This is a genomic window from Streptomyces sp. WM4235 (assembly GCF_001279725.1).
Taxonomy (GTDB): Bacteria; Actinomycetota; Actinomycetes; order Streptomycetales; family Streptomycetaceae; genus Streptomyces.
The window spans coordinates 65,107-87,846 of sequence record NZ_LGDE01000371.1 but is presented as its reverse complement, the minus strand read 5'-3'; the positions used below and the strand labels follow the sequence as shown (position 1 = coordinate 87,846).

22 protein-coding genes are annotated in these 22,740 nt (G+C 71.4%); 6 read left to right on the top strand and 16 right to left on the bottom strand.

What is annotated here, in order from left to right:
- Positions 1-43: 43 nt before the first annotated feature.
- Positions 44-1,483 carry an MFS transporter gene (locus ADK55_RS23000; RefSeq protein ID WP_078999303.1) on the bottom strand — a complete coding sequence of 480 codons (1,440 nt, stop codon included), beginning with the start codon at positions 1,481-1,483 and terminating at the stop codon, positions 44-46.
- 88 nt (positions 1,484-1,571) lie between these two features.
- Here ADK55_RS23000 and ADK55_RS22995 point away from each other — a divergent pair, with 88 nt between their 5' ends.
- Positions 1,572-2,447, top strand: coding sequence for a winged helix-turn-helix transcriptional regulator (locus tag ADK55_RS22995; protein WP_053681655.1), 876 nt, complete (start codon positions 1,572-1,574; stop codon positions 2,445-2,447).
- 108 nt (positions 2,448-2,555) lie between these two features.
- On the opposite strand, the gene ADK55_RS22990 is transcribed toward ADK55_RS22995, so the two are convergent.
- The 12 genes from ADK55_RS22990 to ADK55_RS22935 form a co-directional block, all read right to left on the bottom strand.
- Positions 2,556-3,098 (bottom strand): TetR/AcrR family transcriptional regulator, encoded by a 543-nt coding sequence (locus tag ADK55_RS22990; protein WP_053681653.1) that lies wholly within the window; start codon positions 3,096-3,098, stop codon positions 2,556-2,558.
- Positions 3,098-3,421: a DMT family transporter gene (locus ADK55_RS22985; protein WP_053681650.1), complete on the bottom strand. Its 324-nt coding sequence runs from the start codon at positions 3,419-3,421 to the stop codon at positions 3,098-3,100. The genes ADK55_RS22990 and ADK55_RS22985 overlap by 1 nt, the downstream gene beginning before the upstream one ends.
- A 125-nt stretch (positions 3,422-3,546) precedes the next feature.
- A complete protein-coding gene (locus tag ADK55_RS22980; protein WP_053681649.1) occupies positions 3,547-4,956 on the bottom strand; it encodes a DUF3616 domain-containing protein in 1,410 nt (469 codons plus the stop codon).
- 98 nt (positions 4,957-5,054) lie between these two features.
- Entirely contained in the window at positions 5,055-6,470 is a 1,416-nt protein-coding gene (locus ADK55_RS22975; RefSeq protein WP_420713680.1) for a hypothetical protein, read from the bottom strand.
- Positions 6,471-6,788: 318 nt separating this feature from the next.
- Complete coding sequence (locus tag ADK55_RS22970) at positions 6,789-7,133, bottom strand: metal-sulfur cluster assembly factor (protein WP_053681645.1); 345 nt, start codon at positions 7,131-7,133, stop codon at positions 6,789-6,791.
- A complete protein-coding gene (gene sufU / locus ADK55_RS22965; protein ID WP_053681643.1) occupies positions 7,130-7,591 on the bottom strand; it encodes a Fe-S cluster assembly sulfur transfer protein SufU in 462 nt (153 codons plus the stop codon). The genes ADK55_RS22970 and sufU overlap by 4 nt, the downstream gene beginning before the upstream one ends.
- A gap of 23 nt (positions 7,592-7,614) precedes the next feature.
- On the bottom strand, positions 7,615-8,871 hold the full coding sequence (locus ADK55_RS22960; protein WP_053681641.1) for a cysteine desulfurase: 1,257 nt from the start codon (positions 8,869-8,871) through the stop codon (positions 7,615-7,617).
- The gene (gene sufC / locus ADK55_RS22955; protein ID WP_053681638.1) at positions 8,868-9,632 is read right to left on the bottom strand and encodes a Fe-S cluster assembly ATPase SufC; all 765 of its coding nucleotides are present in this window, start codon (positions 9,630-9,632) and stop codon (positions 8,868-8,870) included. The genes ADK55_RS22960 and sufC overlap by 4 nt, the downstream gene beginning before the upstream one ends.
- 7 nt (positions 9,633-9,639) lie before the next feature.
- Positions 9,640-9,957 carry a bifunctional 3-phenylpropionate/cinnamic acid dioxygenase ferredoxin subunit gene (locus tag ADK55_RS22950; protein WP_053681636.1) on the bottom strand — a complete coding sequence of 106 codons (318 nt, stop codon included), beginning with the start codon at positions 9,955-9,957 and terminating at the stop codon, positions 9,640-9,642.
- Positions 9,957-11,135, bottom strand: coding sequence for a Fe-S cluster assembly protein SufD (sufD, locus tag ADK55_RS22945; protein WP_053681635.1), 1,179 nt, complete (start codon positions 11,133-11,135; stop codon positions 9,957-9,959). Before sufD ends, ADK55_RS22950 begins: the two co-directional genes overlap by 1 nt.
- 64 nt (positions 11,136-11,199) lie before the next feature.
- The gene (gene sufB, locus ADK55_RS22940; RefSeq protein ID WP_053681633.1) at positions 11,200-12,615 is read right to left on the bottom strand and encodes a Fe-S cluster assembly protein SufB; all 1,416 of its coding nucleotides are present in this window, start codon (positions 12,613-12,615) and stop codon (positions 11,200-11,202) included.
- Positions 12,612-13,388, bottom strand: a complete 777-nt coding sequence (locus ADK55_RS22935; protein ID WP_420713679.1) for a helix-turn-helix transcriptional regulator — start codon at positions 13,386-13,388, stop codon at positions 12,612-12,614. The genes sufB and ADK55_RS22935 overlap by 4 nt, the downstream gene beginning before the upstream one ends.
- 443 nt (positions 13,389-13,831) lie before the next feature.
- On the opposite strand from ADK55_RS22935, the gene ADK55_RS22930 reads away from it, so the two are divergent.
- The 4 genes from ADK55_RS22930 to ADK55_RS22915 all read left to right on the top strand — a co-directional run bounded on the left by ADK55_RS22930 (position 13,832) and on the right by ADK55_RS22915 (position 17,747).
- On the top strand, positions 13,832-14,767 hold the full coding sequence (locus ADK55_RS22930; RefSeq protein WP_053681629.1) for an ABC transporter ATP-binding protein: 936 nt from the start codon (positions 13,832-13,834) through the stop codon (positions 14,765-14,767).
- Positions 14,764-15,531 (top strand): ABC transporter permease, encoded by a 768-nt coding sequence (locus ADK55_RS22925; protein ID WP_053681627.1) that lies wholly within the window; start codon positions 14,764-14,766, stop codon positions 15,529-15,531. The genes ADK55_RS22930 and ADK55_RS22925 overlap by 4 nt, the downstream gene beginning before the upstream one ends.
- 85 nt (positions 15,532-15,616) lie before the next feature.
- Entirely contained in the window at positions 15,617-16,753 is a 1,137-nt protein-coding gene (locus ADK55_RS22920; protein ID WP_053681624.1) for a hypothetical protein, read from the top strand.
- A 25-nt stretch (positions 16,754-16,778) separates the two neighbouring features.
- Complete coding sequence (locus ADK55_RS22915) at positions 16,779-17,747, top strand: COX15/CtaA family protein (RefSeq protein ID WP_053681682.1); 969 nt, start codon at positions 16,779-16,781, stop codon at positions 17,745-17,747.
- A 46-nt stretch (positions 17,748-17,793) separates the two neighbouring features.
- Here the strand turns inward: ADK55_RS22915 and ADK55_RS22910 are convergent, their stop codons facing one another.
- The 3 genes from ADK55_RS22910 to ADK55_RS22900 form a co-directional block, all read right to left on the bottom strand.
- Positions 17,794-18,915, bottom strand: a complete 1,122-nt coding sequence (locus ADK55_RS22910; RefSeq protein ID WP_053681622.1) for an amidohydrolase family protein — start codon at positions 18,913-18,915, stop codon at positions 17,794-17,796.
- 94 nt (positions 18,916-19,009) lie between these two features.
- Positions 19,010-19,369 (bottom strand): hypothetical protein, encoded by a 360-nt coding sequence (locus ADK55_RS22905; protein WP_053681620.1) that lies wholly within the window; start codon positions 19,367-19,369, stop codon positions 19,010-19,012.
- A gap of 23 nt (positions 19,370-19,392) precedes the next feature.
- Positions 19,393-20,334 (bottom strand): heme o synthase, encoded by a 942-nt coding sequence (locus ADK55_RS22900; protein WP_053681680.1) that lies wholly within the window; start codon positions 20,332-20,334, stop codon positions 19,393-19,395.
- 295 nt (positions 20,335-20,629) lie between these two features.
- On the opposite strand from ADK55_RS22900, the gene tkt reads away from it, so the two are divergent.
- Positions 20,630-22,735, top strand: a complete 2,106-nt coding sequence (gene tkt, locus ADK55_RS22895; protein ID WP_053681618.1) for a transketolase — start codon at positions 20,630-20,632, stop codon at positions 22,733-22,735.
- The last annotated feature ends 5 nt before the right edge of the window (positions 22,736-22,740 follow it).

Genomic DNA, 22,740 nt, shown 5'->3' with positions numbered 1-22,740 from the left:
GCCCGAAACCTAACCGGCGACGGGCCGCGGTCGCGAACCGGTCTCATGTGACGGTCGCGCCGCGTGTCGCGCTCGGCGCGCGGGAGTCGGTCCCGGCTTCCTGCCCGCCCGTCGCGCCGGCGGCGAGGCGGTCGGCCCCGGCGCCCTCCGCCCGCTGGAGGTCACGGCTCCCCGCCCGCCCGGGTCGCGGCTCCCGAGCCTGCCCGGGTCGCGGCTCCCGAGCCTGCCCGGGTCGCGGCTCCCGAGCGTGCCCGGGTCGCGGCTCCCGAGCGTGCCCGGCCATCGGATCCCGGCGCCGGGGCCCGGGCCGGCGCGGCCGGCGGGCGGTCCACAGCACCGCGACCCCGGCGCCGGCGGCCAGAACCGCGCACGCCGGCCACAGCAGCCCGGGGGCGGTGGCGTACAAGGCCCCGCCGAGCGGTGCGCCGAGGACGACGCCGCTGACCGAGACCCCCGCGTACAGGCTCTGGAAGCGGCCGACCGCGTGCGCCGGGGCCTGGTCGGCCACGTAGGCGGTGGCGGTGGTCTTGTAGAGGATCTCCCCGAGGCTGAGCAACACCATCATCACGACGGCGCTCGCGAGGCCCGCTCCGGCGATCAGCACCGCGTGACCGGCTCCGACGAGGAGCAGTCCGGTGCCGACGACGGCCAGGGGCGGGCGCTCGCGCAGGGCGACGGCGGCGGGCAGTTCCAGCAGCAGGACGACCCCGCCGTTGAGGGCGACGACCAGCCCGAAGGCGCGGATGTCGAAGCCGTGGTCGGCGAGGAAGATCGGAAGGGTGGAGTACTGCTGCCGGTAGACGACGTCCACGACGAGGACGGCGGCGAGCAGGACGAGCAGGGCGGGGCGGGCCCGCAGCTCGGCGGTGACGCCGCGGCCCGGACCCCCGTCCCGGGCCGCGGCGGGTCCGTGGCCGGCACCGCGGGCCGGGACGATCCGGGCGGTCCAGACGGCGAGGACGAGGGTGCCTACGCCGTCGGCGACGAACAGCCAGTCGTACGAGAGGCCGGCCGCGACCAGCGCCCCGAGTGGCGGGCCGAGGGTGAAGCCGCCGTTGGAGGCGCACCGTACGACGGCGTAGGCCTGCCGGCGGGCGCCCTCGGGGACGGTGACGGCGACGAGCGCGGAGTTGGCGGCGCGGATCACCCCGGACGCGTACTGGACGGCCGGCAGGAGGGCGCACAGCAGCGGGGTGGGCAGGAACGGAAGGCAGGCCAGGGCGAGGCCGCCGAACGCGGCGGCGGTGAGCAGTACCCGGCGGTGGCCGAAGCGGTCGCCGTACCAGCCTCCGGTGAAGTTGCCGGCGACCAGGCCGACGCCACCGACGCCGACGGCGAGGCCGGCCTGCGCGGCGCCGAGGCCGCGCGGTCCGACCAGGTACACGAAGACGAAGACGAAGGTGAAGCCGACGACGGCGTTGACGAACACCCCGGCCGCCAGGAGCCACACCACCCTCGGCACGTCCTTGAACCCTCGCAACATGCCGGCGCCCCCCACGAGCAGGTCAGTTCCCTTTGGGAACTGACTATGTCAGCATGGCAGCCTTGGGTCAACGGACAAAGGAGTTCCCATGGCCCAGCGCACGCACCTCGGCGACGCGGACTGCTCCATCGCCCAGGCCCTCGACGTCGTGGGCGACTGGTGGACGCTGCTCGTCGTGCGCGACGCCGCGCGCGGCGTGCACCGGTTCGAGGAGTTCCAGCGCGAGCTCGGCGTCTCCCGCAAGGTCCTGACCGAGCGGCTGAAACTGCTGGTCGAGGCCGGGGTGTTGACGCGCGAGCCGTACCAGGAACGCCCGGTGCGGCACGAGTACCGACTCACCCCGCGCGGCCGGGGGCTGCTGCCGGTGCTGGTGGCCCTCCAGGACTGGGGGGACACCTGGATCCTGGGAGAGGGAGAGATGACGGCGACGACCGAGGAATCCTCGCGGGAGGCGGCGCGGGTGCACGCGCTGCTCGGTACCCGGGTGCCGGAGCTGCTGCTGCCGGACCGGTTCGGGGAGCCCCGCGACCCCGTGGCGGACGCGCCGTTCACGGTCCTGTACTGCTTCCCGGGCGCCTACGCCCGGTCCGAGTCCTATCCGCCGGGGTGGGCCGGGATCCCCGGGGCGAAGGGGTGCACGCTGGAATCCTGCACGTTCCGGGACCAGTTGGCCGAGTTCACGGCGGCGGGCGCGACGGTGCAGGGCGTCTCCACCCAGCGGCCGGACGAGCAGCGGGAGTTCGCCGAGGCGGAGCGGTTGCGCTTCCCGCTCCTCTCGGACGCGGAACTCGCGCTGACCTCGGCGCTGCGGCTGCCGACCTTCCGCGCGGCCGGGGTGAGCCGGCTCAAGCGGCTGACCCTCGTCCTGGACCGGGACCGGACGGTGCGCGAGGTGATCTACCCGATCACGGACATCGAGGCCGGCGTCCGAACCGCCCTGGAGGCGGTCCGCGCCGCCCCCTGATCGACGCCGGACACCCCGGCGGACCCGGAGGCCACACGAGACCCCGGTCGCACCAGGGTGCGCGCGGGGCCCCGGCGGCGGCGACCGCCGTCCCCGGGCGGCGCCCCTTCACGCCCCGGCCAGCACCCGCCCCAGGATGTCCCGCGCGTACGCCGGGTCGTACTCCGCGTCCGTCAGCAGGACCTGGAGACTGATCCCGTCCATCACCGCCACCAGCGCCCGCGCCGTCACGGGGTCCGTCCGCCCGCCCAGCGCCGCCGCCACGGACGCGCACCACTCGGCGGCCACCGGCCGCAGCGCAGGGCGGCGCAGGGCCGCCAGGTACAGCTCGTACTCCAACTCCACCCGTCCCCGGTCCCGGCCCGCCGCCAGGAGTTCCCCCAGCAGCCGGGCGAGCGCCGTCGCGAGGTCCGGCTCCGCGGGGTCGGGCACCAGGACGAAATGCTCGTTCGCCTGGCGCAGGGCCGCCACGAGGAGGTCGTCCAGGGTCTTGAAGTGGTAGGTCGTGGATCCCAGGGGGACGTCCGCCTCCGCCGCCACGGTGCGGTGACTCAGGCCCGCGATGCCCTTGGCGCCCACCACCCGGATCGCCGCGTCGATGATCCGCTGCCGCCGTTCCGGGTCGTGGCGGCGCACCGCTCCGGCCGGCATCAGTGGGCCGCCCCGCCGAGGTTCAGCAGGACGACCCCGCCGATGATCAGCGCGATTCCGGCGATCTTCGCCGCGGTCGCCGCCTCCCCGAGGAACAGCATGCCGATGGCGGCGATGGCGGCCGTGCCGACGCCCGCCCAGATCGCGTACGCCGTTCCCACCGACATCGTCTTCAGGGTCTGCGCGAGCAGGGTGAAGGCGATGAGGTAGCCCAGGACCGTGCCGATCGAGGGCCACAGCTTCGTGAAGCCTTCGCTGAACTTCATGGCGGTCGTGCCGGCGACCTCGGCGGCGATGGCCGCGGCAAGCAGTACGTAGGGCATGCGTACAAGAGTACACATCGTTGCGTACGCCCGTACACATGCCCGGGCGCTCCCCGCGTACGCCCCGCCGGGAGACCGGTCCGGCGGGGCGAACGGAGATCAGTTCGGCGGATCGGTTCGGCGGATCAGTTCAGCGTGAACCAGGCCGCCCGCGCCTTCTTCCACTCCGCGTGCGTCAGGTCCTTGGCCTCGGTGCCGTCCCCGTACAGGTCGGCGGAGCCGCTGTCGGTGATCAGCTGGACCCGCGCCCCCGCGACCGACAGGTCGGGCACCTCCACGATGGCCTCCCAGCCGCCGGGATCCGTGGTCGGCAGGTCGGCCCGCTTGACCGGGGCGTGGCCCGCGACCCCGTCCCACTGGTACAGCGCGTACGGGTCCGAGTTGTCGTCGGCGGCCCACGAGCCGGCCAGGATCAGGTACTGGTTCGCCGCGTTCTTTCGGATGTCGCGGATCGCGAGGCCTCCGAGGTCGAGCTCGATGCCCGCGCCGAAGGTGGCCTTCGCACCCGTGGACAGCACCTTGTCGAAGTTGCTGACCGGCACCACCAGCGCCTTGCCGCCCGGCACGGCCGGGGCGAGCGGCGCCCGGAATCCGAGATAGGCGGTGGTGGTGGAGCCCGGCGCGAACTCCAGCCCCTCCACGTTGAACCCGTCGATCTGCTTCGGCGCCTCGCCGTCCGCCGTGCCGGCCGCGAAGCGGTAGCGGTTGCCGTTGCCCTTGTCCCAGGCCACCAGGTCGTCGCGGAGCTTCTTGTACGAGCGTCCGTACGCGAGTTGCGCGCCCGCCCCGGATCCGCTGAGCGTGGTGGTGAACACCGTGTTGCGGGGCGCCTTGTACTCGCCGTCCTTGTTGTTGCCGAGCGAACCGGTCCAGTAGACGGTGTCGCCGATCCGGGTCGCCCCCTCGATGTCCACCTCCTTGCTCACCCCGAGCTGTGAGCTGAAGTCCCAGGTCCTCAGCGGCGCGGCGGACCGGGAACGGTCGTACAGCCGCAGCACGTTCGACTCGTCGTCCGCGACCACGGTGTAGCCGCCGCCGACGTCCACGGCGGCCGAGGAGTCCGAGGCGCCGACGAGGTAGCGCGCGTCGGCGGGGTTCGCCACGGCGGCCGACGCCGCGTACGACAGGGTCTTGGTGGCGCTCTTGCCGCCCAGCCCACTCACCTTGACGGTGAGGTTGGTGTAGCCGCGGCCCCGTGCGGTCACGGCCAGTTGCCGGACCGCGCCCGCGCCGGTGACGGTGACGTCCCCGGTCCCGGCGACCGAGGCCTTGCTGGAGGCCGTCGCGCTGACGACCAGCGCGGACGCGTCCGCGCCGCTCTGTCCCACGGTCACGTCCACGACGGGATCCCCGACCCCGCCGACGGCCCCCGACAGGTAGGAGGCGGAGAAGGTGATGGTCGGTGTGCCGTAACCGGTCGCCAGGGCCGGTGAGTTCACCCCGGCGAGCGTCAGCGCGGCGAGGGCGGCGACACCCAGCCGCCGCGTCGCCCGCTGCCTGTTCCCCGGCGTCGTCCGTCGCGTCGTCCGCTTCATCGGTGTCCCCCACGAGTTCATCGGTGTCCCCCACACGGTCATCGGTGTCGCCACACGTTCATCGGTGTCCCCCACCCGGTCATCGGCGGCGCCACGCGTCATCGGTGTCCGCCACGCGTAGGGCCGAGCGTGAACCATGCGGAGCGGGCCTTCTTCCACTCCGGGTGGTCGAGGTCCTTGGCTTCCCTGCCGTCGCCGTACAGGTCGGCGGAGCCGCTGTCGGTGATCAGTTGCACGCGGGCCCCGGGCACCCTCAGGTCGGGCACGTTCACCACGACCTCCCACCCCCCGGGATCGGTGGTGGGCAGGTCGGCCCGCTTGCGCGGGGCGTGCCCGGGGACTCCGTCCCACTCGTACAGCGCGTACGGGTCGGAGTTGTCGTCGGCGGCCCACGAGCCGGCCAGGATCAGGTACTGGTTCGCCGCGTTCCTGCGGATGTCGCGGATCGCGAGGCCACCGAGGTCCATCTCGATCGGCTCGCCGAAGACCGGCGCGGCCGTGCCCGCGACCACCCGGTCCATGTTGGTGACGGGTACGACGAGCGCCTTGCCGCCCGGCACGGCCGGGGCGAGCGGCGCCCGGAATCCGAGATAGGCGGTGGTGGTGGAGCCCGGCGCGAACTCCAGCCCCTCGATGTTGAAGCCGTCGATCCGCTTGGGGACCTGCCCGTTCGCCGTGCCGGCCGCGAAGCCGAAGCGGTTGCCGTGCGCGGTGTCCCAGGCGATCAGGTCCTCGCGCAGGCCGTGGTGGGCGCTGCCGAAGGTGACCTCGGTGCCGGCGCCGGATCCGGTGATCGTCGTGGTGAAGACCGTGTTCCGCTCCGCCTTGTACTTGCCGTCCTTGTTGTTGCCCAGCGAGCCCGTCCAGTAGACGGTGTCGCCCACCCGGGCCGCCGCCTCGATGTCGACCTCCTTCTTCAGGCCGAGCGAGGGGCCGAGGTCCCAGGTCCTGACCGGCGCGCCGGTGCGGGAGCGGTCGTACAGGCGCAGGACGTTGGACTCGTCGTCGGCCACCAGCACGTGTCCGCCGCCCACGTCCACGGCGGCCGAGGCGTCCGAGGACCCGGTGAGGTAGCGGGTCGTGGGCGCGCCGCCGACCCGCGCCGAGGCGGCGTAGGCCAGGGTGGCCGTCGCGGTCTTCCCACCGCGTCCGGTGACCTGGAGCATCAGGTCGGTGTACCCCTGGCCCCGCGGGCGCACCGTCAGGCTGCGGTCGCCCGAGGGGGTCCGCTGCTGCCGTACGTCCCCCACGGCGGCCACCGCGGGGTTGCTGGAGGACAGCACCCGCAGCCGCAGGAAGCCGGCCGGCACCCCGGGCTGCTCGACGTCCACCGTCACGGCGGGGTCGCCGTACGCGCCCACGGCCCCGGTGAGGTGCGTGGCGGAGAGCGAGATCGTCGGATCGGCGTACCCGACGGCGTGCGCGGGCGCTGTCAGCCCCGCGACGAGGAGGGCCGCGGCCCCGGCGACGCCGAGGGCGCCCGCACGGCGCGCCGGCGATGGGCGAACGGTCACAGATGGTCCTCTCGACTGCTGCGCCACGGCATGAGCGTGGCGGCCATGGAGAAGATTCGGCCACCGCGGCCAACTTCCGGTGCACACCGCCCGACGGCCGGACGAACAGGCCGAGGAGCGGACGTCGCGGGAGGACGGACGACAGGAGGACGACACACATCACGACACACATCACGACATTCGCCACGACACGCGTCACGGCCCGCTCCGCCTCCCGCCCGGCCGTGCCCGAGCCCGTCCGCCCGGGCCCCGCGAGGGCCCGAACGGCAGGAGGGGCCCCCGGCACCGTGCCGGGGGCCCCTCCTCACACACGTCGACTCAGACGTTGAAACCGAGTGCGCGCAGCTGCTCACGGCCGTCATCCGTGATCTTGTCCGGGCCCCACGGGGGCATCCAGACCCAGTTGATGCGAAGTTCGTTGACGATGCCTTCCGTCGCCGACTTCGCCTGGTCCTCGATGACGTCCGTCAGCGGGCAGGCCGCCGAGGTGAGCGTCATGTCGAGGGTGGCGATGTTCGCGTCGTCGACGTGGATGCCGTAGATCAGGCCCAGGTTCACGACGTCGATGCCCAGCTCGGGGTCGACCACGTCGTAGAGGGCCTCGCGGACCTCTTCCTCGCTGGCCGGCTTGATCGACGCCTCGGGCGTCGCGTTCTCGGTCATGCCGTCTTCCTCTCCGCGTCGCCCAGGGCCTGGGCGGTCGCGTCCTTCCACGCCATCCAGCTCAGCAGAGCACACTTCACGCGGGCGGGAAACTTGGCGACACCGGCGAACGCGACCGCGTCCTCCAGTACCTCTTCCATGGCCTCGTCGGGCTCGATCTTGCCCTTGGACTGCATCAGCTCCAGGAAGGTCTCCTGGATCCGACGCGCGTCGGCGAGGTCCTTGCCGACCAGCAGCTCGTTCAGCACGGACGCGCTGGCCTGGCTGATGGAGCAGCCCTGGCCCTCGTACGAGACGTCGGTGAGCGTCTCGCCGTCGTACTTCACGCGCAGCGTGATCTCGTCACCGCACGTGGGGTTGACGTGGTGCACCTCGGCGTCGCCGTCGCGCAGGCCACGCCCGTGCGGGTGCTTGTAGTGGTCCAGGATCAGTTCCTGGTACATCGAATCCAGCTTCACTGCGTCCTCGTCCGCCTTCGTCGCTATCCGAAGAAGTTCCGTACGTGCTCCAGCCCGTCGATCAGCGCGTCGACCTCGGCCGGAGAGGAGTACAGGTAGAAAGACGCCCGCGTGGTCGCGGGAATTCCGTAGCGCAGGCAGACGGGGCGCGCGCAGTGGTGTCCCACGCGGACCGCGATGCCCTGCTCGTCCAGCACCTGGCCGACGTCGTGCGGGTGGATGTCACCCAGCGTGAAGGAGATGGCGGCGCCGCGGTCCTCGGCCGTGGTGGGGCCGATGATCCGCAGGTCGGGCACCTCCAGGAGGCGCTTGACGGCGTACTCCGTGATCGCGTGCTCGTGCGCGGCGATCTTGTCCATGCCGATCGCGCTCAGGTAGTCCACGGCCGCGCCGAGGCCGACGGCCTGGGCGATCGGGGGCGTACCCGCCTCGAACTTGTGCGGGGCCGGGGCGTAGGTCGAGGCGTGCATCGACACGGTCTCGATCATCTCGCCGCCACCGAGGAACGGCGGGAGGTCCTCCAGGAGCTCCTGCCGGCCCCACAGGACGCCGATGCCGGTCGGGCCGCACATCTTGTGGCCGGTGAAGGCCACGAAGTCGGCGCCGAGCGCCTGTACGTCCAGCGGCATGTGCGGGGCGGCCTGCGAGGCGTCGATCAGCACCAGGGCGCCGACCTCCTGCGCGCGCCGGACGATCGCCTCGGTCGGGTTGACCGTGCCCATGATGTTGGAGACCAGCGTGAAGGAGACGATCTTCGTCTTCTCCGTGATGACCTCTTCGATGTTGGACAGGTCGAGCCGGCCGTCGTCGGTGAGGCCGAACCACTTCAGCTTCGCGCCCGTGCGCTGCGAGAGCAGCTGCCACGGGACGATGTTGGAGTGGTGCTCCATCTCCGTGATGGCGATCTCGGTCTCGCGGTCGACCCGGTAGGGCTCGTCCGCCCAGCCGAGCATGTTCGCGACCAGGTTGAGCGACTCCGAGGCGTTCTTGGTGAAGATCACCTCGTCGCGGCTCGGTGCGTTGATGAAGGCGGCGACCTTGTCGCGGGCGCCCTCGTACAGCGCCGTGGCCTCCTCTGCGAGCACGTGCACGCCGCGGTGGACGTTGGCGTTGTGCTGCTCGTAGTACTCGTTCAACGCGTCGAGCACCTGGCGCGGCTTCTGCGAGGTCGCAGCGTTGTCCAGGTAAACGATCTTCTTCCCGTCGTGGACCACACGATCCAGAAGGGGGAAGTCCTTGCGGATCGCCTCGATGTCGAGGAGGCCAGGCAGCTGTGTCACGCGGTCGCGCCACCCTTCACGTACTTGTCGTAACCCTCGGCCTCCAGCTGGTCCGCCAGCTCGGCGCCGCCGGACTCGGCGATCCGGCCGTTCGCGAACACGTGCACGAAGTCGGGCTTGATGTAGCGCAGGATGCGCGTGTAGTGGGTGATCAGCAGGGTGCCGACCTCGCCGCTCTCACGGACCCGGTTGACGCCCTCGGAGACGACGCGCAGGGCGTCGACGTCCAGGCCGGAGTCGGTCTCGTCGAGGATCGCGATCTTCGGCTTGAGGAGCTCCAGCTGGAGGATCTCGTGGCGCTTCTTCTCGCCGCCGGAGAAGCCCTCGTTGACGTTGCGCTCGGCGAAGGCCGTGTCCATCTGGAGCTGCTCCATGGCGGACTTGACCTCCTTCACCCAGGTGCGCAGCTTGGGCGCCTCACCGCGGATGGCGGTGGCCGAGGTGCGCAGGAAGTTGGAGACCGAGACGCCGGGGACCTCGACCGGGTACTGCATGGCGAGGAACAGGCCGGCGCGGGCGCGCTCGTCGACGGACATCTCCAGGACGTCTTCGCCGTCGAGGGTGACGGTGCCACCGGTGATCGTGTACTTCGGGTGACCGGCCAGCGAGTAGGCCAGCGTGGACTTGCCGGAGCCGTTCGGACCCATGATGGCGTGCGTCTCACCCTGCTTGACGGTGAGGTCGACGCCCTTGAGGATCTCGCGGGCGCCGTGCTCGGCCTCGACGGAGACGTGCAGGTCGTGGATTTCAAGCGTTGCCATGGATACCTCAGGACTCCTGGGTGAGGGAGACGAGCACGTCGTCCCCTTCGATCTTTACGGGGTATACGGGTACGGGGCGCGTCGCGGGCAGGCCGGACGGCTTGCCGGTTCGCAGGTCGAACGCCGAGCCGTGCAGCCAGCACTCGATCATGCAGTCCTCGACCTCGCCCTCCGAGAGGGACACGTTCGCGTGCGAGCAGATGTCGTTGATCGCGAACACCTCCCCCTCGGTGGAGACGATGGACACCGGCGTGCCGTCGAGTTCCACCCGCTTGGGGGTGTCCGCCTCCAGCTCGCTCAGCGCACAGGCCTTGACGTAATTCATCAGACGGAACCCTGGAGCTCGGTCTCGATCTTGGAGAGCAGGCGCTCCTCGATGTCGTCGACACCGATCTGCTGGACCAGCTCGGCGAAGAAGCCGCGCACGACCAGCCGGCGGGCCTCGTCGGCCGGGATGCCGCGGGCCTGGAGGTAGAAGAGCTGCTCGTCGTCGAAGCGGCCGGTCGCGGAGGCGTGGCCGGCGCCGACGATCTCGCCGGTCTCGATCTCCAGGTTCGGCACCGAGTCGACCCGCGCGCCGTCCGTGAGGACGAGGTTGCGGTTCATCTCGTAGGTGTCGGTGCCCTCGGCGGTCTTCTCGATGAGCACGTCACCGATCCAGACCGCGTGGGCGTCCTGGCCCTGGAGGGCGCCCTTGTAGACCACGTTCGACTTGCAGTGCGGGGCGCTGTGGTCGACCAGGAGGCGGTGCTCCTGGTGCTGGCCGGCGTCCGTGAAGTACAGGCCGAAGAGCTCGGCCTCGCCGCCGGGGCCGGCGTAGGTCACGCGCGGGTGCAGGCGGACGAGGTCGCCGCCGAAGGTGACGACGATCGACTTGAAGGTCGCGTCGCGGCCCACCAGCGCGTTGTGCTGGGAGACGTGGACGGCGGTGTCGTCCCAGTCCTGCACCGACACGACGGTGAGCTTCGCGCCGTCACCGACGAGGAAGTCGACGTTGGCGGCGCGCACGCCGTCACCGGTGTGGTCGATGACGACGACGGCCTCGGCGAAGGCCTTCACGTCGAAGACCGTGTGGCCGAAGGTGGTGCCCCCCTCGCCGTGCAGCGTGACGCGCACGGGCTCGGTGAGGACGGCCTCCTTGGGCACGGTGACGACCGTGGCCTTGGCGAAGGACGAGAACGCCTGCGCGGCGACCCGGTCCACCGGGGTGCCCGCCTTGCCGATGCGCGCGTCGCCGCGCTCCACCGACTCGATCGTGACGACCTCGGGCGCGTCGATCTGGGCCTTCAGGGTGCCGTCGGCGACCGCGGTGCCGTCGTGCAGGCCCTTGAGGCGGGCGAGCGGGGTGAACCGCCACTCCTCCTCGCGGCCGTTGGGAACCGGGAAGTCCGCCACGTCGAAGGACGGGGGCGCGCTCATCCGGGTGGCGACGGTGGACTCTGCGGCCACCGCGATCGCGCCGGCGGTGGTCGAGCCCGCCGGAATGTTCTGAGCCTCAGCCATGGCTGTCGTCTTGCTCTCTTCCTACGTCTATGAATGTGCTGCGGATGGTCCGGCCGGGTCGGGACTAACCGACCGAGCCCTCCATCTGCAGCTCGATCAGCCGGTTCAGCTCCAGCGCGTACTCCATGGGCAGCTCACGGGCGATGGGCTCGACGAAGCCGCGCACGATCATGGCCATGGCCTCGAACTCGGTCAGACCGCGGCTCATCAGGTAGAAGAGCTGGTCGTCGGAGACCTTGGAGACGGTGGCCTCGTGCCCCATGGAGACGTCGTCCTCGCGGACGTCCACGTAGGGGTACGTGTCCGAGCGGGAGATCGTGTCGACCAGGAGCGCGTCGCACAGCACGTTGGACTTGGAGCCGTGCGCGCCTTCGCCGATCTCGACCAGACCGCGGTAGGAGGTGCGGCCGCCACCTCGCGCCACCGACTTGGAGACGATGTTCGAGGAGGTGTTCGGCGCCATGTGGACCATCTTGGAGCCGGCGTCCTGGTGCTGGCCCTCGCCCGCGAAGGCGATGGACAGGGTCTCGCCCTTGGCGTGCTCGCCCATCAGGTAGACCGCCGGGTACTTCATGGTGACCTTGGAACCGATGTTGCCGTCGATCCACTCCATGGTCGCGCCCTCGTACGCCACGGCGCGCTTGGTGACCAGGTTGTAGACGTTGTTCGACCAGTTCTGGATCGTCGTGTAGCGGCAGCGGCCGCCCTTCTTCACGATGATCTCGACCACGGCGCTGTGCAGCGAGTCCGAGGAGTAGATCGGGGCGGTGCAGCCCTCGACGTAGTGGACGTAGGCGTCCTCGTCGACGATGATCAGCGTCCGCTCGAACTGGCCCATGTTCTCCGTGTTGATGCGGAAGTAGGCCTGGAGCGGGATGTCGACCTTGACGCCCTTGGGGACGTAGATGAACGAGCCGCCCGACCACACGGCGGTGTTCAGCGACGCGAACTTGTTGTCGCCGACCGGGATGACCGTGCCGAAGTACTCCTGGAAGAGCTCGGGGTGCTCCTTCAGCGCGGTGTCCGTGTCGAGGAAGATGACGCCCTGCTCCTCCAGGTCCTCGCGGATCTGGTGGTAGACGACCTCGGACTCGTACTGGGCCGCGACACCGGCGACGAGGCGCTGCTTCTCCGCCTCGGGGATGCCGAGCTTGTCGTACGTGTTCTTGATGTCCTCGGGCAGGTCCTCCCAGGAAGCGGCCTGCTTCTCGGTCGAACGCACGAAGTACTTGATGTTGTCGAAGTCGATGCCGGAGAGGTCCGAGCCCCAGTTCGGCATGGGCTTCTTGCCGAACAGCTTCAGGCCCTTCAGCCGGAGGTTCAGCATCCACTCCGGCTCGGACTTCTTGGCCGAGATGTCGCGGACGACATCCTCGGACAGACCCCGCTTGGCGGTGGCGCCCGCCGCGTCGGAGTCGGCCCAGCCGTATTCGTAGGTGCCCAGGCCATCGAGCTCAGGGTGAGCAGTCTCCGTGGTCATGCGGGGTTCCTCCCGGCCGTACTTGCAGATACTGATGTGTCGGTCTGTGCGACGCCCTTGGCGCCGGTGCCCGCGCTGCGCGGAATGAACGTCGTGCACACCCCGTCGCCGTGGGCGATCGTGGCGAGTCGCTGCACATGTGTCCCGAGCAGGCGGGAGAAGACCTCGGTCTCCGCCTCGCAGAGCTGCGGGAACTGCTCGGCCACGTGGGCGACCGGGCAGTGGTGCTGGCAGAGCTGTTCACCGCTGTGCGGACCGGGAGCGCTCTTCGCCGTGGCAGCGTACCCGTCCGCGGTCAACGCCTTGGCCAGAGCCTCGGTCCGTTCCGCGGGGGCGGCCGCCTCGACGGATTCCCGGTAGGTCTCCGCCTGTGCGGCCAGTCGTGCGCGGGCGAACGCGGCGACCGCCGCCTCGCCCTGCTCGCCCCCGCCGGCGGACTGCGCGATCCAGCGCAGGGCCTCGACGGCGAGCGAGTCGTAGGACTGGTCGAACGCGTCGCGGCCGCAGTCGGTGAGCGCGAACACCTTGGCCGGCCGACCCCGCGTACGTGCGCCGTACACACGCTGCTCGCGGGGTGCGATCACGTCGTCGGCGACGAGTGCGTCGAGGTGACGACGGACGGCGGCCTGGGTGAGGCCGAGACGCTTGGCGAGGTCGGCGACGGTGGACGGACCGTGGTCCAGGATGGAGCGCGCGACCCGGTTGCGGGTGGACCGCTCCCCGGTCACGAGTTCCCCCTGGGGGGTCTCGATCATCCGTTCGCCGTATTTCACAACGCCATTGTTGCGTAATTAACCGAGCATCGACAAGCCGTGACCGGGGCCACCCCGGGTGGCCTCCATCACTAAGGGTTACCTAATTTGTCGACGCAGAGTTATTCGGAGGCCTGCATTCCACACTCTCGGACAGTGCCTCGGGAGCACCGGGCAACGGCCCCCACCAGCAATCCCCCGCCCGAGAGGGCCCCGGGACGGAAAACGCCGGGACCCGGAAAAGTTCACGGAAACCGACTGGGCCATCCAGGGCCATCGGGCCGAAAAGAGCCGTGATCGCGACGCGGTGTTCGAATCCGGGAGCCGGGAAATCCGCGCCGGCGGCCCTGGAACGGGGATTTCGACCACGTCGCGGCGCGCCGAGAAATCATGGACGGCCATGCCCGTGGCCCCGCCGCCCCCGGCACCGAGGACCCCCCTCGGCCCTCCGTAGACTCACCCGCATGAGCAACGACCCCGCCGTGGAGATCCGCGGACTGGTGAAGCGGTACCGCCCCCACCCCCACCGACCGGCCGTGGACGGACTGGACCTCACCGTCCGCACGGCGTCGGTCACCGCGGTACTGGGTCCCAACGGCGCGGGCAAGACCACCACCGTGGAGACCTGCGAGGGCTACCGGCGCCCCGACGCGGGCACCGTCCGCGTCCTCGGCCTCGACCCGATCACCCAGGCCGGGGCCCTGCGCCCGCGGATCGGCGTCATGCTCCAGTCCGGCGGGGTCTACTCCGGCGCCCGCGCCGTCGAGATGCTCCGCCACATGGCCAGGCTGTACGCGAACCCGCTCGACGTGGACACCCTCGTGGAACGCCTCGGACTCGGCGGGTGCGGCCGCACCGCCTACCGCCGGCTCTCCGGCGGCCAGCAGCAGCGCCTGTCGCTCGCCATGGCCGTCGTGGGCCGGCCCGAGCTGGTCTTCCTCGACGAGCCCACGGCCGGTCTCGACCCGCAGGCCCGCCGCGCGACCTGGGACCTCGTACGGGAACTGCGCGCCGACGGGGTCACCATCGTCCTGACCACACACCACATGGACGAGGCCGAGCAGCTCGCCGACGAGGTCGCCATCGTCGACGCGGGCAGGGTCATCGCCCACGGCAGCCCCGAGCAGCTCTGTCGGGGCGGTGCCGAGAACACCCTGCGCTTCACCGGCCGCCCCTCCCTGGACCTGGCCTCCCTGCTGAAGGCGCTGCCCGACGGCACCGAGGCCGCCGAGCTCAGCGCCGGCGTCTACCGGGTCACCGGTGACGTGCACCCGCAGCTGCTGGCCACCGTCGCGTCCTGGTGCGCGCAGAACGGGGTGATGCCGGACAGCCTCTCGGTCGAGCGGCACACGCTGGAAGACGTCTTCCTCGAACTCACGGGCAAGGAGCTGCGCGCATGAGCGCCGGTACGTTCACCCCCGACCCGGGGGCCGCTCCCCTGTCCCGCATGATCCGGGCGCAGACCGCGCTGGAGACCCGGATGCTGCTGCGCAACGGGGAGCAGCTCCTGCTCACCGTGATCATTCCGGCGCTGCTGCTGGTGCTCTTCTCCGCCGTGGACGTCGTGGACACCGGCGAGGGCAAGGCCGTGGACTTCCTGGCGCCCGGCGTCCTCGCCCTCGCGGTGATGTCCACCGCCTTCACCGGCCAGGCCATCGCCACCGGTTTCGACCGTCGCTACGGGGTCCTCAAGCGGCTCGGGGCCTCCCCGCTGCCGCGCCGGGCCCTGATGGCTGCCAAGACCCTGTCCGTCCTGGTCACCGAGGTGCTCCAGGTCGCCCTGCTGACGGTGATCGCCCTCGCGCTGGGCTGGTCCCCGCACGGGAACCCGATGTCGGTCGCGGCGCTGATCCTGCTCGGCACCGCGGCCTTCTCGGGGCTGGGCCTGCTGATGGCGGGCACCCTCAAGGCCGAGATGACCCTGGCCGCCGCCAACCTCGTCTTCCTGCTGCTGCTGGTCGGCGGCGGGGTGATCGTGCCGCTGGACAAGTTCCCCGACGCCGTGCGCTCCGTACTCGAACTGCTGCCGATCTCGGCCCTGTCCGACGGGCTGCGCGAGGTGCTCCAACACGGGGCCTCGATGCCCTGGGGCGACGCCGCGATCTTGTTCGGCTGGGCGGTGCTGGGGCTGGGCGCCGCCGCGCGGTTCTTCCGCTGGGAGTGAATCCCCTCCCTCGCGCGTTGGCATGGCAGGAGGATGACCACCTCCACGCATCAGTGACGCACGACGATGACGCCGGGGGGCGGGCATGACACAGCGGGAGGCCGTTCTGCGGCTGGACGAGCAGTGGGCGAGAGTCCGCTCGGGAGCCGCGCACGCGGAGCCCGGCGAGAGCGACCGGCTGCTGGCCGAGTTGATCGGCGCGCTCCGCGAGCCCGCCCGGACGGACGCCGAGTGCGCGGCCCGGCTGGGGCTGCGGCTGGGCGACCTCGCGGCCCGCCGGTTCGCCGCCGGGGACCGGGCCGGGGCGCTCTCGGCGATCGAGGAAGCCCTGCGGCACGCGCAGCAGGCCGCAGGGCACGCCCCCGAGTACGCTCGCTGGTACGCCCGGGGGCTGATCAACCAGGGAGTCTGGCTGGCCTGGCCCCTCAGCGACGACGCACGGCTCCCCCGGCACCCGCTGGGCACGGTGGCCGAGAGCGGCCCGACCCCGATGGAGCGCGCGGCCGGCGAGCGCGCCCGGGACCTGACCCGCACCGCCGTCGAGGTGTGGGCGTCCCTCGACCAGCACGACCCGGTCAACCGCCGGGGTCTGGCGCAGGCCAAGGTGTTCCTCGGGGACCGGCTCGCGGAGCTGGGGTCCGCCGAGGACGCGGTGGCCTGGGCCGTCGACGCGGAGGCGGGGTTTCGCCGCCTGCTGCTGGCCGCGCCCGGCGCCGAGGAGGCCCAGGAGGCCGAGGAGGCCCTGGACCACATCGGCCGGCAGTTGGAACTGCGCCTGCGCTTCCTGTCCTTCGAGTCGCTGGTGAGCCTGCGCGCGGGCGGCCTGCTGCCCGAACGGCTGCTGCCCCAGGCGGTGGTGGCGGCGCGGATCCAGGGCGTCGCGGAGCCCGAGATCGCGGCCCGGTTGGGCCTGGGCGCCGAGCAGGTGGGCACGATGCTGGAGGTCACGCCCTGGCTCGCGGTGTGGCGGCTGGAGGTCCGGGGCGCGGACGGGCTGTGGACCGTACAGGAGCGTCCGTGGCACGGCTCGACGGAGGTGCGCGACCGCACCGCGGAGGACGTGGCGGCGGAGCTGGTGCGCGGCTTCATGGATTCGCCGGACTACCCGGGCGACAACGGCCTGTGGCGGATCCGGCTGTGGTGGCACGAGGAGGGAGACCCGGCCGGAGCACGATTCCGCCTGGTCATAGGACCCGACTCGGCCGCCGGCACCCCCTCGTGAAAGTTTGCACAAGGCGCGGCCTACGATAGGGGCCGTGTTGACCCCTCTCTCCTTCATCGCCGGCCGCTGGACCCCGTCACCCCGGACCGTCCGGCGGGCCGCGCTCGCCGCGCTCGTCATGAGCGTGGTCATCGTCGTCACCGGCGGCGCGGTGCGACTGACCGGATCCGGTCTCGGCTGCGACACCTGGCCCAAGTGCACCGACGAAAGCCTGATCGTCACCCGGGAACAGGGCTTCCACGGGGCGATCGAGTTCGGCAACCGCATGCTGACGTACGTGCTCTGCGCCGCCGTCGGCTGGGCCATCGTCGCCGCCCGTTCGACGAAGCGGTGGCGGCGTTCCCTGTCCCGGATGGGCTGGCTCCAGTTCGCCATCGTGATGGGCAACGCCGTGCTCGGCGGCATCACCGTCCTGACGGGGCTCAACCCGTACAGCGTGGCCGGGCACTTCCTGCTCGCCACCTCGCTGATCACGGTGACGACGATCACCTGGCAGCGCGCGGCCGAGGGCGACTCCCCGGCCCGGCCCCGGGTGCCCGCACCCGTGCGCAGGCTCTCCTGGACGCTGATCGCCACCACCCTGGTCCTGATCGCCGCCGGCACGGTGGTCACCGGGTCCGGTCCGCACGCGGGTGACAGCAGCGAGATCAGGCGGATGCCGTTCGACTGGGCGGCCACGGCCCACGTGCACGCCATCGCCGCCTGGGTGGTGTGCGCGCTCGCCGTCGCGATGTGGCTGGTGCTGCGCGTGGTCGACGCCCCCGTCGACACCCGGGCGCGCGCCCGGGACCTGCTGATCGTGCTGCTCGCCCAGGGCGCCATCGGCTACGTGCAGTTCTTCACCCAGGTGCCCGAGGCCCTGGTCGCCGCCCACATGCTGGGCTCGTGCCTGGTGTGGATCGCGGTGCTCCGCGTCGCGCTGAGCCTGCGCGAGCGGCCTGCCGACAAGGCCGGGATCCCGGCCCAGGGCGACCCGCTGCTCGCGACCGTCTGAGACACCCGATCCGCCTGAGCGGCCCGGCCCTCGTGGGCCGGGCCGCTCAGGCGCGTTCGTCCAGTCGGTAGACGCGCCGGGCGTTCCCCGCCGCGATCATGGCCGCGACCCGGTCCGCGTCCCGCCGGGACCAGGACCCGTCGGCGACCCAGCCACCGAGCACGTCCTGGAGCGCCTGCCGGAAGACCAGGGCGCCGACGGCGTGCAGCTCGGGCAGTCGGCGACCGCCGCTGGAGAACATCAGCTTCCCGAAGGGGGCGGTCTCCAGCAGTTCGGCCAGTACCGTCGCCGCCCGCGCCCCGGTCTGCGAGAGGACGGCGCCCAGGTCGGCGTACACGTGGGGGAAGGCGGACGCCAGTCGCGCCGAGTGGCGGTGGTACGGATAGCCGCCGAGCAGCACGAGCCGGGTCCCGAGGCCCGCGGTGGCCCGTACGAAGTCCGTCAGCAGGGCCGGATCGGCCCGCCCCGGGTACTCCGCCGGCTCCCCCGCGCCCGTGTGCAGCTGGATCGGCAACCCGGACGCCACCGCGCTCCACAGCAGGTGCCGCAGGAGCACGGGGTCGCGTACGGCCTCGCCCTTGGCCCGGCGGGCCAGCCACCGCCCGGCCGCCCCGTGGACCTCGCCGGGACCGGGCGGCTCGGGGGCGAAGGCCAGCACGGCGGGGTATCCGGCGGCGGCCCCGCAGCTGAAGGCCGCGGCCCCGGCGGCGGCGTGCTGGAGGGCCTCGACGAGGTTGGAGAGGAAGGCGGTGACGGTTCCGGAGGTGTCGGCGACCTGCTCGGCCAGCAGCTCCAGCCGTACGATCTCGAAGGTCTCGGCGTCACCGGCGAGGGAGAGTTCCTTGGGCCCGGTGAGGTCCCCGGGGACCCCCGTGTCGACCAGGTACGCGGCGACCCCGGAGCCGCGCAGCAGGCGTTTGCCGGCCTCGACGACCCCGAGTTCACGCCGGCGGGCCAGGTAGCGGGCGGGCGTGCAGTGGGGCTCCAGCCCCAGCAGCGGCGGACACCAGCGGCGCACGGCGAAGCCGGTCTGGGTGTCGAAGAAGGTGGTGCCGGCGGCGGGCGGGCCGGCAGAGCTGATCAGGTGGGCCTCGAAGGTGCCGAGGCCCAGCTCCGTGCGGAGCACTCCCTGGCAGTACTGGTCCACCAGGGGCGGCGTTTCGATCATCCGGTCATCCCGTTGCGGACGTGAGGAAGGGGCTTCCACACGTCCTAACGGGTGAGCGGGGTGTGAGGTGTTGCTCGCGCTGTTGACCGAGCCCTCAGAATCCGGGATTGGCGGGTCCGCCCATCTGGATGCCGGCCATCCGGGTCCACTCGTAGGGCCCGGTCCGCACGCGCGCGGCGAACTCGCCGTCGAACTCCTCGTGCAGGGTCAGCCCGGCCTTCTCGGCGGCCAGCTCGGCCACGCCGTAGGTCGGGGCCACCAGGTCGCCCCAGCCTCCGTCGGTGCCCACGAGCACGATCCGGGTGCCGGCCTGCCCGATGTGGGCGAGCTGGCCCTCGGCGCCGCCGTGCCGCTTGGCGAACGCGCCGATCTGCCGGGCCAGCTTCGCGGCGGTGCGGTCCTGCTTCTTGTCCGGCGTGGCCGGGGTGACCGGGGTGTCTGCGGTGTCTGCCATGACTCGATGCTACCGACGAGTAATCACTTGAGGAAGGGATCCACGGCGACGGCGACGAAGAGCAGCGACACATAGGTGATCGACCAGTGGAACAGTCGCATCTCCTTCAGCTTCGCGCCCGTCACGCCCGACTTGGCGCGCGCGTTCAGCGCGTGCGCCTCCCAAAGCCACCAACCGCCGGCCACCAGCGCCACCGTCGTGTAGAACCAGCCGGTGTAGCCGAGCGGGGTCAGCAGCAGCGAGACCGCCACCATCACCCAGCTGTAGAGGACGATCTGGCGCGCCACGACCTTGTTGCCCGCCACGACCGGCAGCATCGGCACGCCGGCCCGCGCGTAGTCGTCCTTGACCTTCATGGACAGCGGCCAGTAGTGCGGCGGCGTCCAGAAGAAGATGACGAGGAACAGGATGATCGCGGCCCAGGAGACCTCGTTCTTCACCGCGGACCAGCCGATGAGCACCGGCATGCAACCGGCGATGCCGCCCCAGACGATGTTCTGCGAAGTGCGCCGCTTCAACAGCATCGTGTAGACCACGACGTAGAAGAGGAGCGCTCCGAGCGACAGGGCCGCGGACAGCCAGTTGACGAGGAGCCCCAAGAAGAGGGTGGAGACCACCGCGAGGCCGAGGCCGAAGGCCAGGCACTCGCGCGGGCTCACCATGCCGGTCACCAGCGGCCGCTGCGCGGTGCGGTCCATCAACGCGTCGATGTCGCGGTCGATGTACATGTTCAGCGCGTTCGCGCCACCGGCCGAGAGGTAACCGCCGAAGCAGGTCGCGAGAACCAGCCAGAGGGAGGGAACGCTCCCCTCGGCCAGGAACATCACCGGCACTGTGGTGATCAGCAGAAGTTCGATGATCCGAGGCTTGGTCAAAGCCACGAATGCCATGGCCCTGGCCCCGAACGGCCGGTGACCGGGGCTCGTCCCGAGCACCGCCGCTGGACGGGATTCGACGGCCGTCACGCACACCCCTGAGAGAGAATCCAGCAAGCTCCGACTCGCACTCTTCAGGCGTGAAAGTCCGGTAAAGGCTTGCGCGTACCACGCCACTCTAGACGTTGCTCTTGTGTCGCCCCGCGCGGGGGTCCCCTCGTGTTGGGCCGATCGGCGGGAGCCCAGGTGAACACCAGTCGCCAACCAGGCGACGCACTACCGGCACTCGAATAGCCGCACGCCCCGGCGGGGGTAGGCTCGGAATCGCTCCGGTGCACCGTTCGTCACCGGGAAACCGACATGTGGAGAGGAGCCCTGACAAACGGTGAGCACCAAGCCGACCACCACAGAGCTCGAGTGGACCGAACTGGACCAGCGGGCCGTCGACACCGCCCGCATCCTGGCCGCCGACGCGGTACAGAAGGTCGGGAACGGCCACCCCGGTACGGCGATGAGCCTGGCCCCCGCCGCGTACACCCTTTTCCAGAAGGTCATGCGGCACGACCCCGCCGATCCCGAGTGGGTCGGGCGTGACCGCTTCGTGCTCTCCGCAGGGCACTCGTCCCTGACCCTCTACACCCAGCTCTACCTGGCCGGTTTCGGCCTGGAGCTGGCTGACCTGGAGGCGTTCCGCACCTGGGGCTCCAAGACCCCCGGTCACCCGGAGTACGGACACACCAAGGGCGTCGAGACGACCACCGGCCCGCTGGGCCAGGGCGTCGCCAACGCGGTGGGCATGGCCATGGCCGCCCGCTACGAGCGCGGTCTGTTCGACCCCGAGGCCGCCCCGGGCACCTCCCCGTTCGATCACATGATCTACGCCATCGCCGGCGACGGCTGCCTCCAGGAGGGCATCTCGCACGAGGCGTCCTCGCTGGCCGGCCACCAGAAGCTCGGCAACCTCGTGCTGCTGTGGGACGACAACCACATCTCCATCGAGGGCGACACGGAGACGGCCGTCTCCGAGGACACCCTCGCGCGCTACGAGGCCTACGGCTGGCACGTCCAGCGCGTCGCCCCGCAGGAGAGCGGCGACCTGGACCCGAAGGCGCTGTTCGACGCGCTGGAGGCCGCCAAGGCCGAGACCGGGCGCCCGTCCTTCATCGCCATGCGCTCGATCATCGCCTGGCCCGCCCCGCACGCCCAGAACACCGAGGCCGCGCACGGCTCGGCGCTCGGCGCCGACGAGGTCGCGGCCACCAAGCGCGTCCTCGGCTTCGACCCGGAGAAGAGCTTCGACGTCGCCGACGAGGTCCTCGCCCACACGCGCGAGGCGCTCGACCGGGGCCGCGAGGTCAAGGCCGCGTGGGAGAAGGACTTCTCCGCCTGGCGCACCTCCAACCCGGAGCGCGCGGCCGAGTTCGACCGCATCAACGCCAACGAGCTGCCCGCGGGCTGGGAGGAGAAGCTCCCCGTCTTCGAGGCCGGCAAGGGCGTCGCCACCCGCGCCGCGTCCGGCAAGGTCCTGGAGGCCCTCGGCGCGGTCATCCCGGAGCTGTGGGGCGGCTCGGCCGACCTGGCCGGCTCCAACAACACCACCATCGACAAGAACTCCTCGTTCCTGCCGGTGGGCAACCCGCTCCCGGGCGCCCAGCCGTACGGCCGCACCATCCACTTCGGCATCCGCGAGCACGCCATGGCCGCTGCCATGAACGGCATCGCGCTGCACGGCCACACCCGTGTCTACGGCGGCACGTTCCTCACGTTCTCCGACTACATGCGCAACGCGGTCCGCCTCTCCGCGCTGATGCACGTGCCGGTCACCTACGTGTGGACGCACGACTCCGTCGGCCTCGGCGAGGACGGCCCGACCCACCAGCCGGTCGAGCACGTCGCCTCGCTGCGCGCCATCCCGGGCCTGAACGTGGTCCGCCCGGCGGACGCGAACGAGACCGTCGTCGCCTGGCGCGAGATCCTGCGTCGCCACACCAAGGTGTTCGGCAAGGGTGCCCCGCACGGTCTGGCGCTGACCCGCCAGGGCGTGCCCACCTACGAGCTCAACGAGAACACCGCCAAGGGCGGGTACGTCCTCCTCGACGCCGAGGGCGGCGAGCCGCAGGTGATCCTCATCGGCACCGGCTCCGAGGTCCAGCTCGCCGTCGGCGCCCGCGAGGCGCTCCAGGCCGAGGGCATCCCGACCCGCGTGGTCTCGATGCCGTCCGTCGAGTGGTTCGAGGAGCAGGACCAGGCGTACAAGGACAGCGTCCTGCCGCCCGCCGTCAAGGCGCGCGTCGCCGTCGAGGCCGGCATCGGTCTGACCTGGCACCGCTACGTCGGCGACGCGGGCCGGATCGTGTCGCTGGAGCACTTCGGTGCCTCCGCCGACGGCGCCCTGCTGTTCCGCGAGTTCGGTCTGACGGCCGAGGCCGTGACCGCCGCCGCCCAGGCCTCCCTCAGCGAAACGGGCGGCATCGCCGCCGCCGCGCGCTGACACCG

Excerpts from the sequence above, each read along its gene's own strand:
- ADK55_RS22980 (WP_053681649.1), bottom strand. The coding sequence starts at position 4,956 with ATGAAGCGGACGACGCGACGGACGACGCCGGGGAACAGGCAGCGGGCG.
- ADK55_RS22910 (WP_053681622.1), bottom strand. The coding sequence starts at position 18,915 with ATGATCGAAACGCCGCCCCTGGTGGACCAGTACTGCCAGGGAGTGCTC.
- sufB (WP_053681633.1), bottom strand. The coding sequence starts at position 12,615 with ATGACCACGGAGACTGCTCACCCTGAGCTCGATGGCCTGGGCACCTAC.
- ADK55_RS22985 (WP_053681650.1), bottom strand. The coding sequence starts at position 3,421 with ATGCCCTACGTACTGCTTGCCGCGGCCATCGCCGCCGAGGTCGCCGGC.
- ADK55_RS22950 (WP_053681636.1), bottom strand. The coding sequence starts at position 9,957 with ATGAATTACGTCAAGGCCTGTGCGCTGAGCGAGCTGGAGGCGGACACC.
- ADK55_RS22970 (WP_053681645.1), bottom strand. The coding sequence starts at position 7,133 with ATGACCGAGAACGCGACGCCCGAGGCGTCGATCAAGCCGGCCAGCGAG.
- ADK55_RS22925 (WP_053681627.1), top strand. The coding sequence starts at position 14,764 with ATGAGCGCCGGTACGTTCACCCCCGACCCGGGGGCCGCTCCCCTGTCC.
- ADK55_RS22920 (WP_053681624.1), top strand. The coding sequence starts at position 15,617 with ATGACACAGCGGGAGGCCGTTCTGCGGCTGGACGAGCAGTGGGCGAGA.
- ADK55_RS22930 (WP_053681629.1), top strand. The coding sequence starts at position 13,832 with ATGAGCAACGACCCCGCCGTGGAGATCCGCGGACTGGTGAAGCGGTAC.
- ADK55_RS22990 (WP_053681653.1), bottom strand. The coding sequence starts at position 3,098 with ATGCCGGCCGGAGCGGTGCGCCGCCACGACCCGGAACGGCGGCAGCGG.
- sufC (WP_053681638.1), bottom strand. The coding sequence starts at position 9,632 with ATGGCAACGCTTGAAATCCACGACCTGCACGTCTCCGTCGAGGCCGAG.
- ADK55_RS23000 (WP_078999303.1), bottom strand. The coding sequence starts at position 1,483 with ATGTTGCGAGGGTTCAAGGACGTGCCGAGGGTGGTGTGGCTCCTGGCG.
- ADK55_RS22905 (WP_053681620.1), bottom strand. The coding sequence starts at position 19,369 with ATGGCAGACACCGCAGACACCCCGGTCACCCCGGCCACGCCGGACAAG.
- ADK55_RS22995 (WP_053681655.1), top strand. The coding sequence starts at position 1,572 with ATGGCCCAGCGCACGCACCTCGGCGACGCGGACTGCTCCATCGCCCAG.
- sufD (WP_053681635.1), bottom strand. The coding sequence starts at position 11,135 with ATGGCTGAGGCTCAGAACATTCCGGCGGGCTCGACCACCGCCGGCGCG.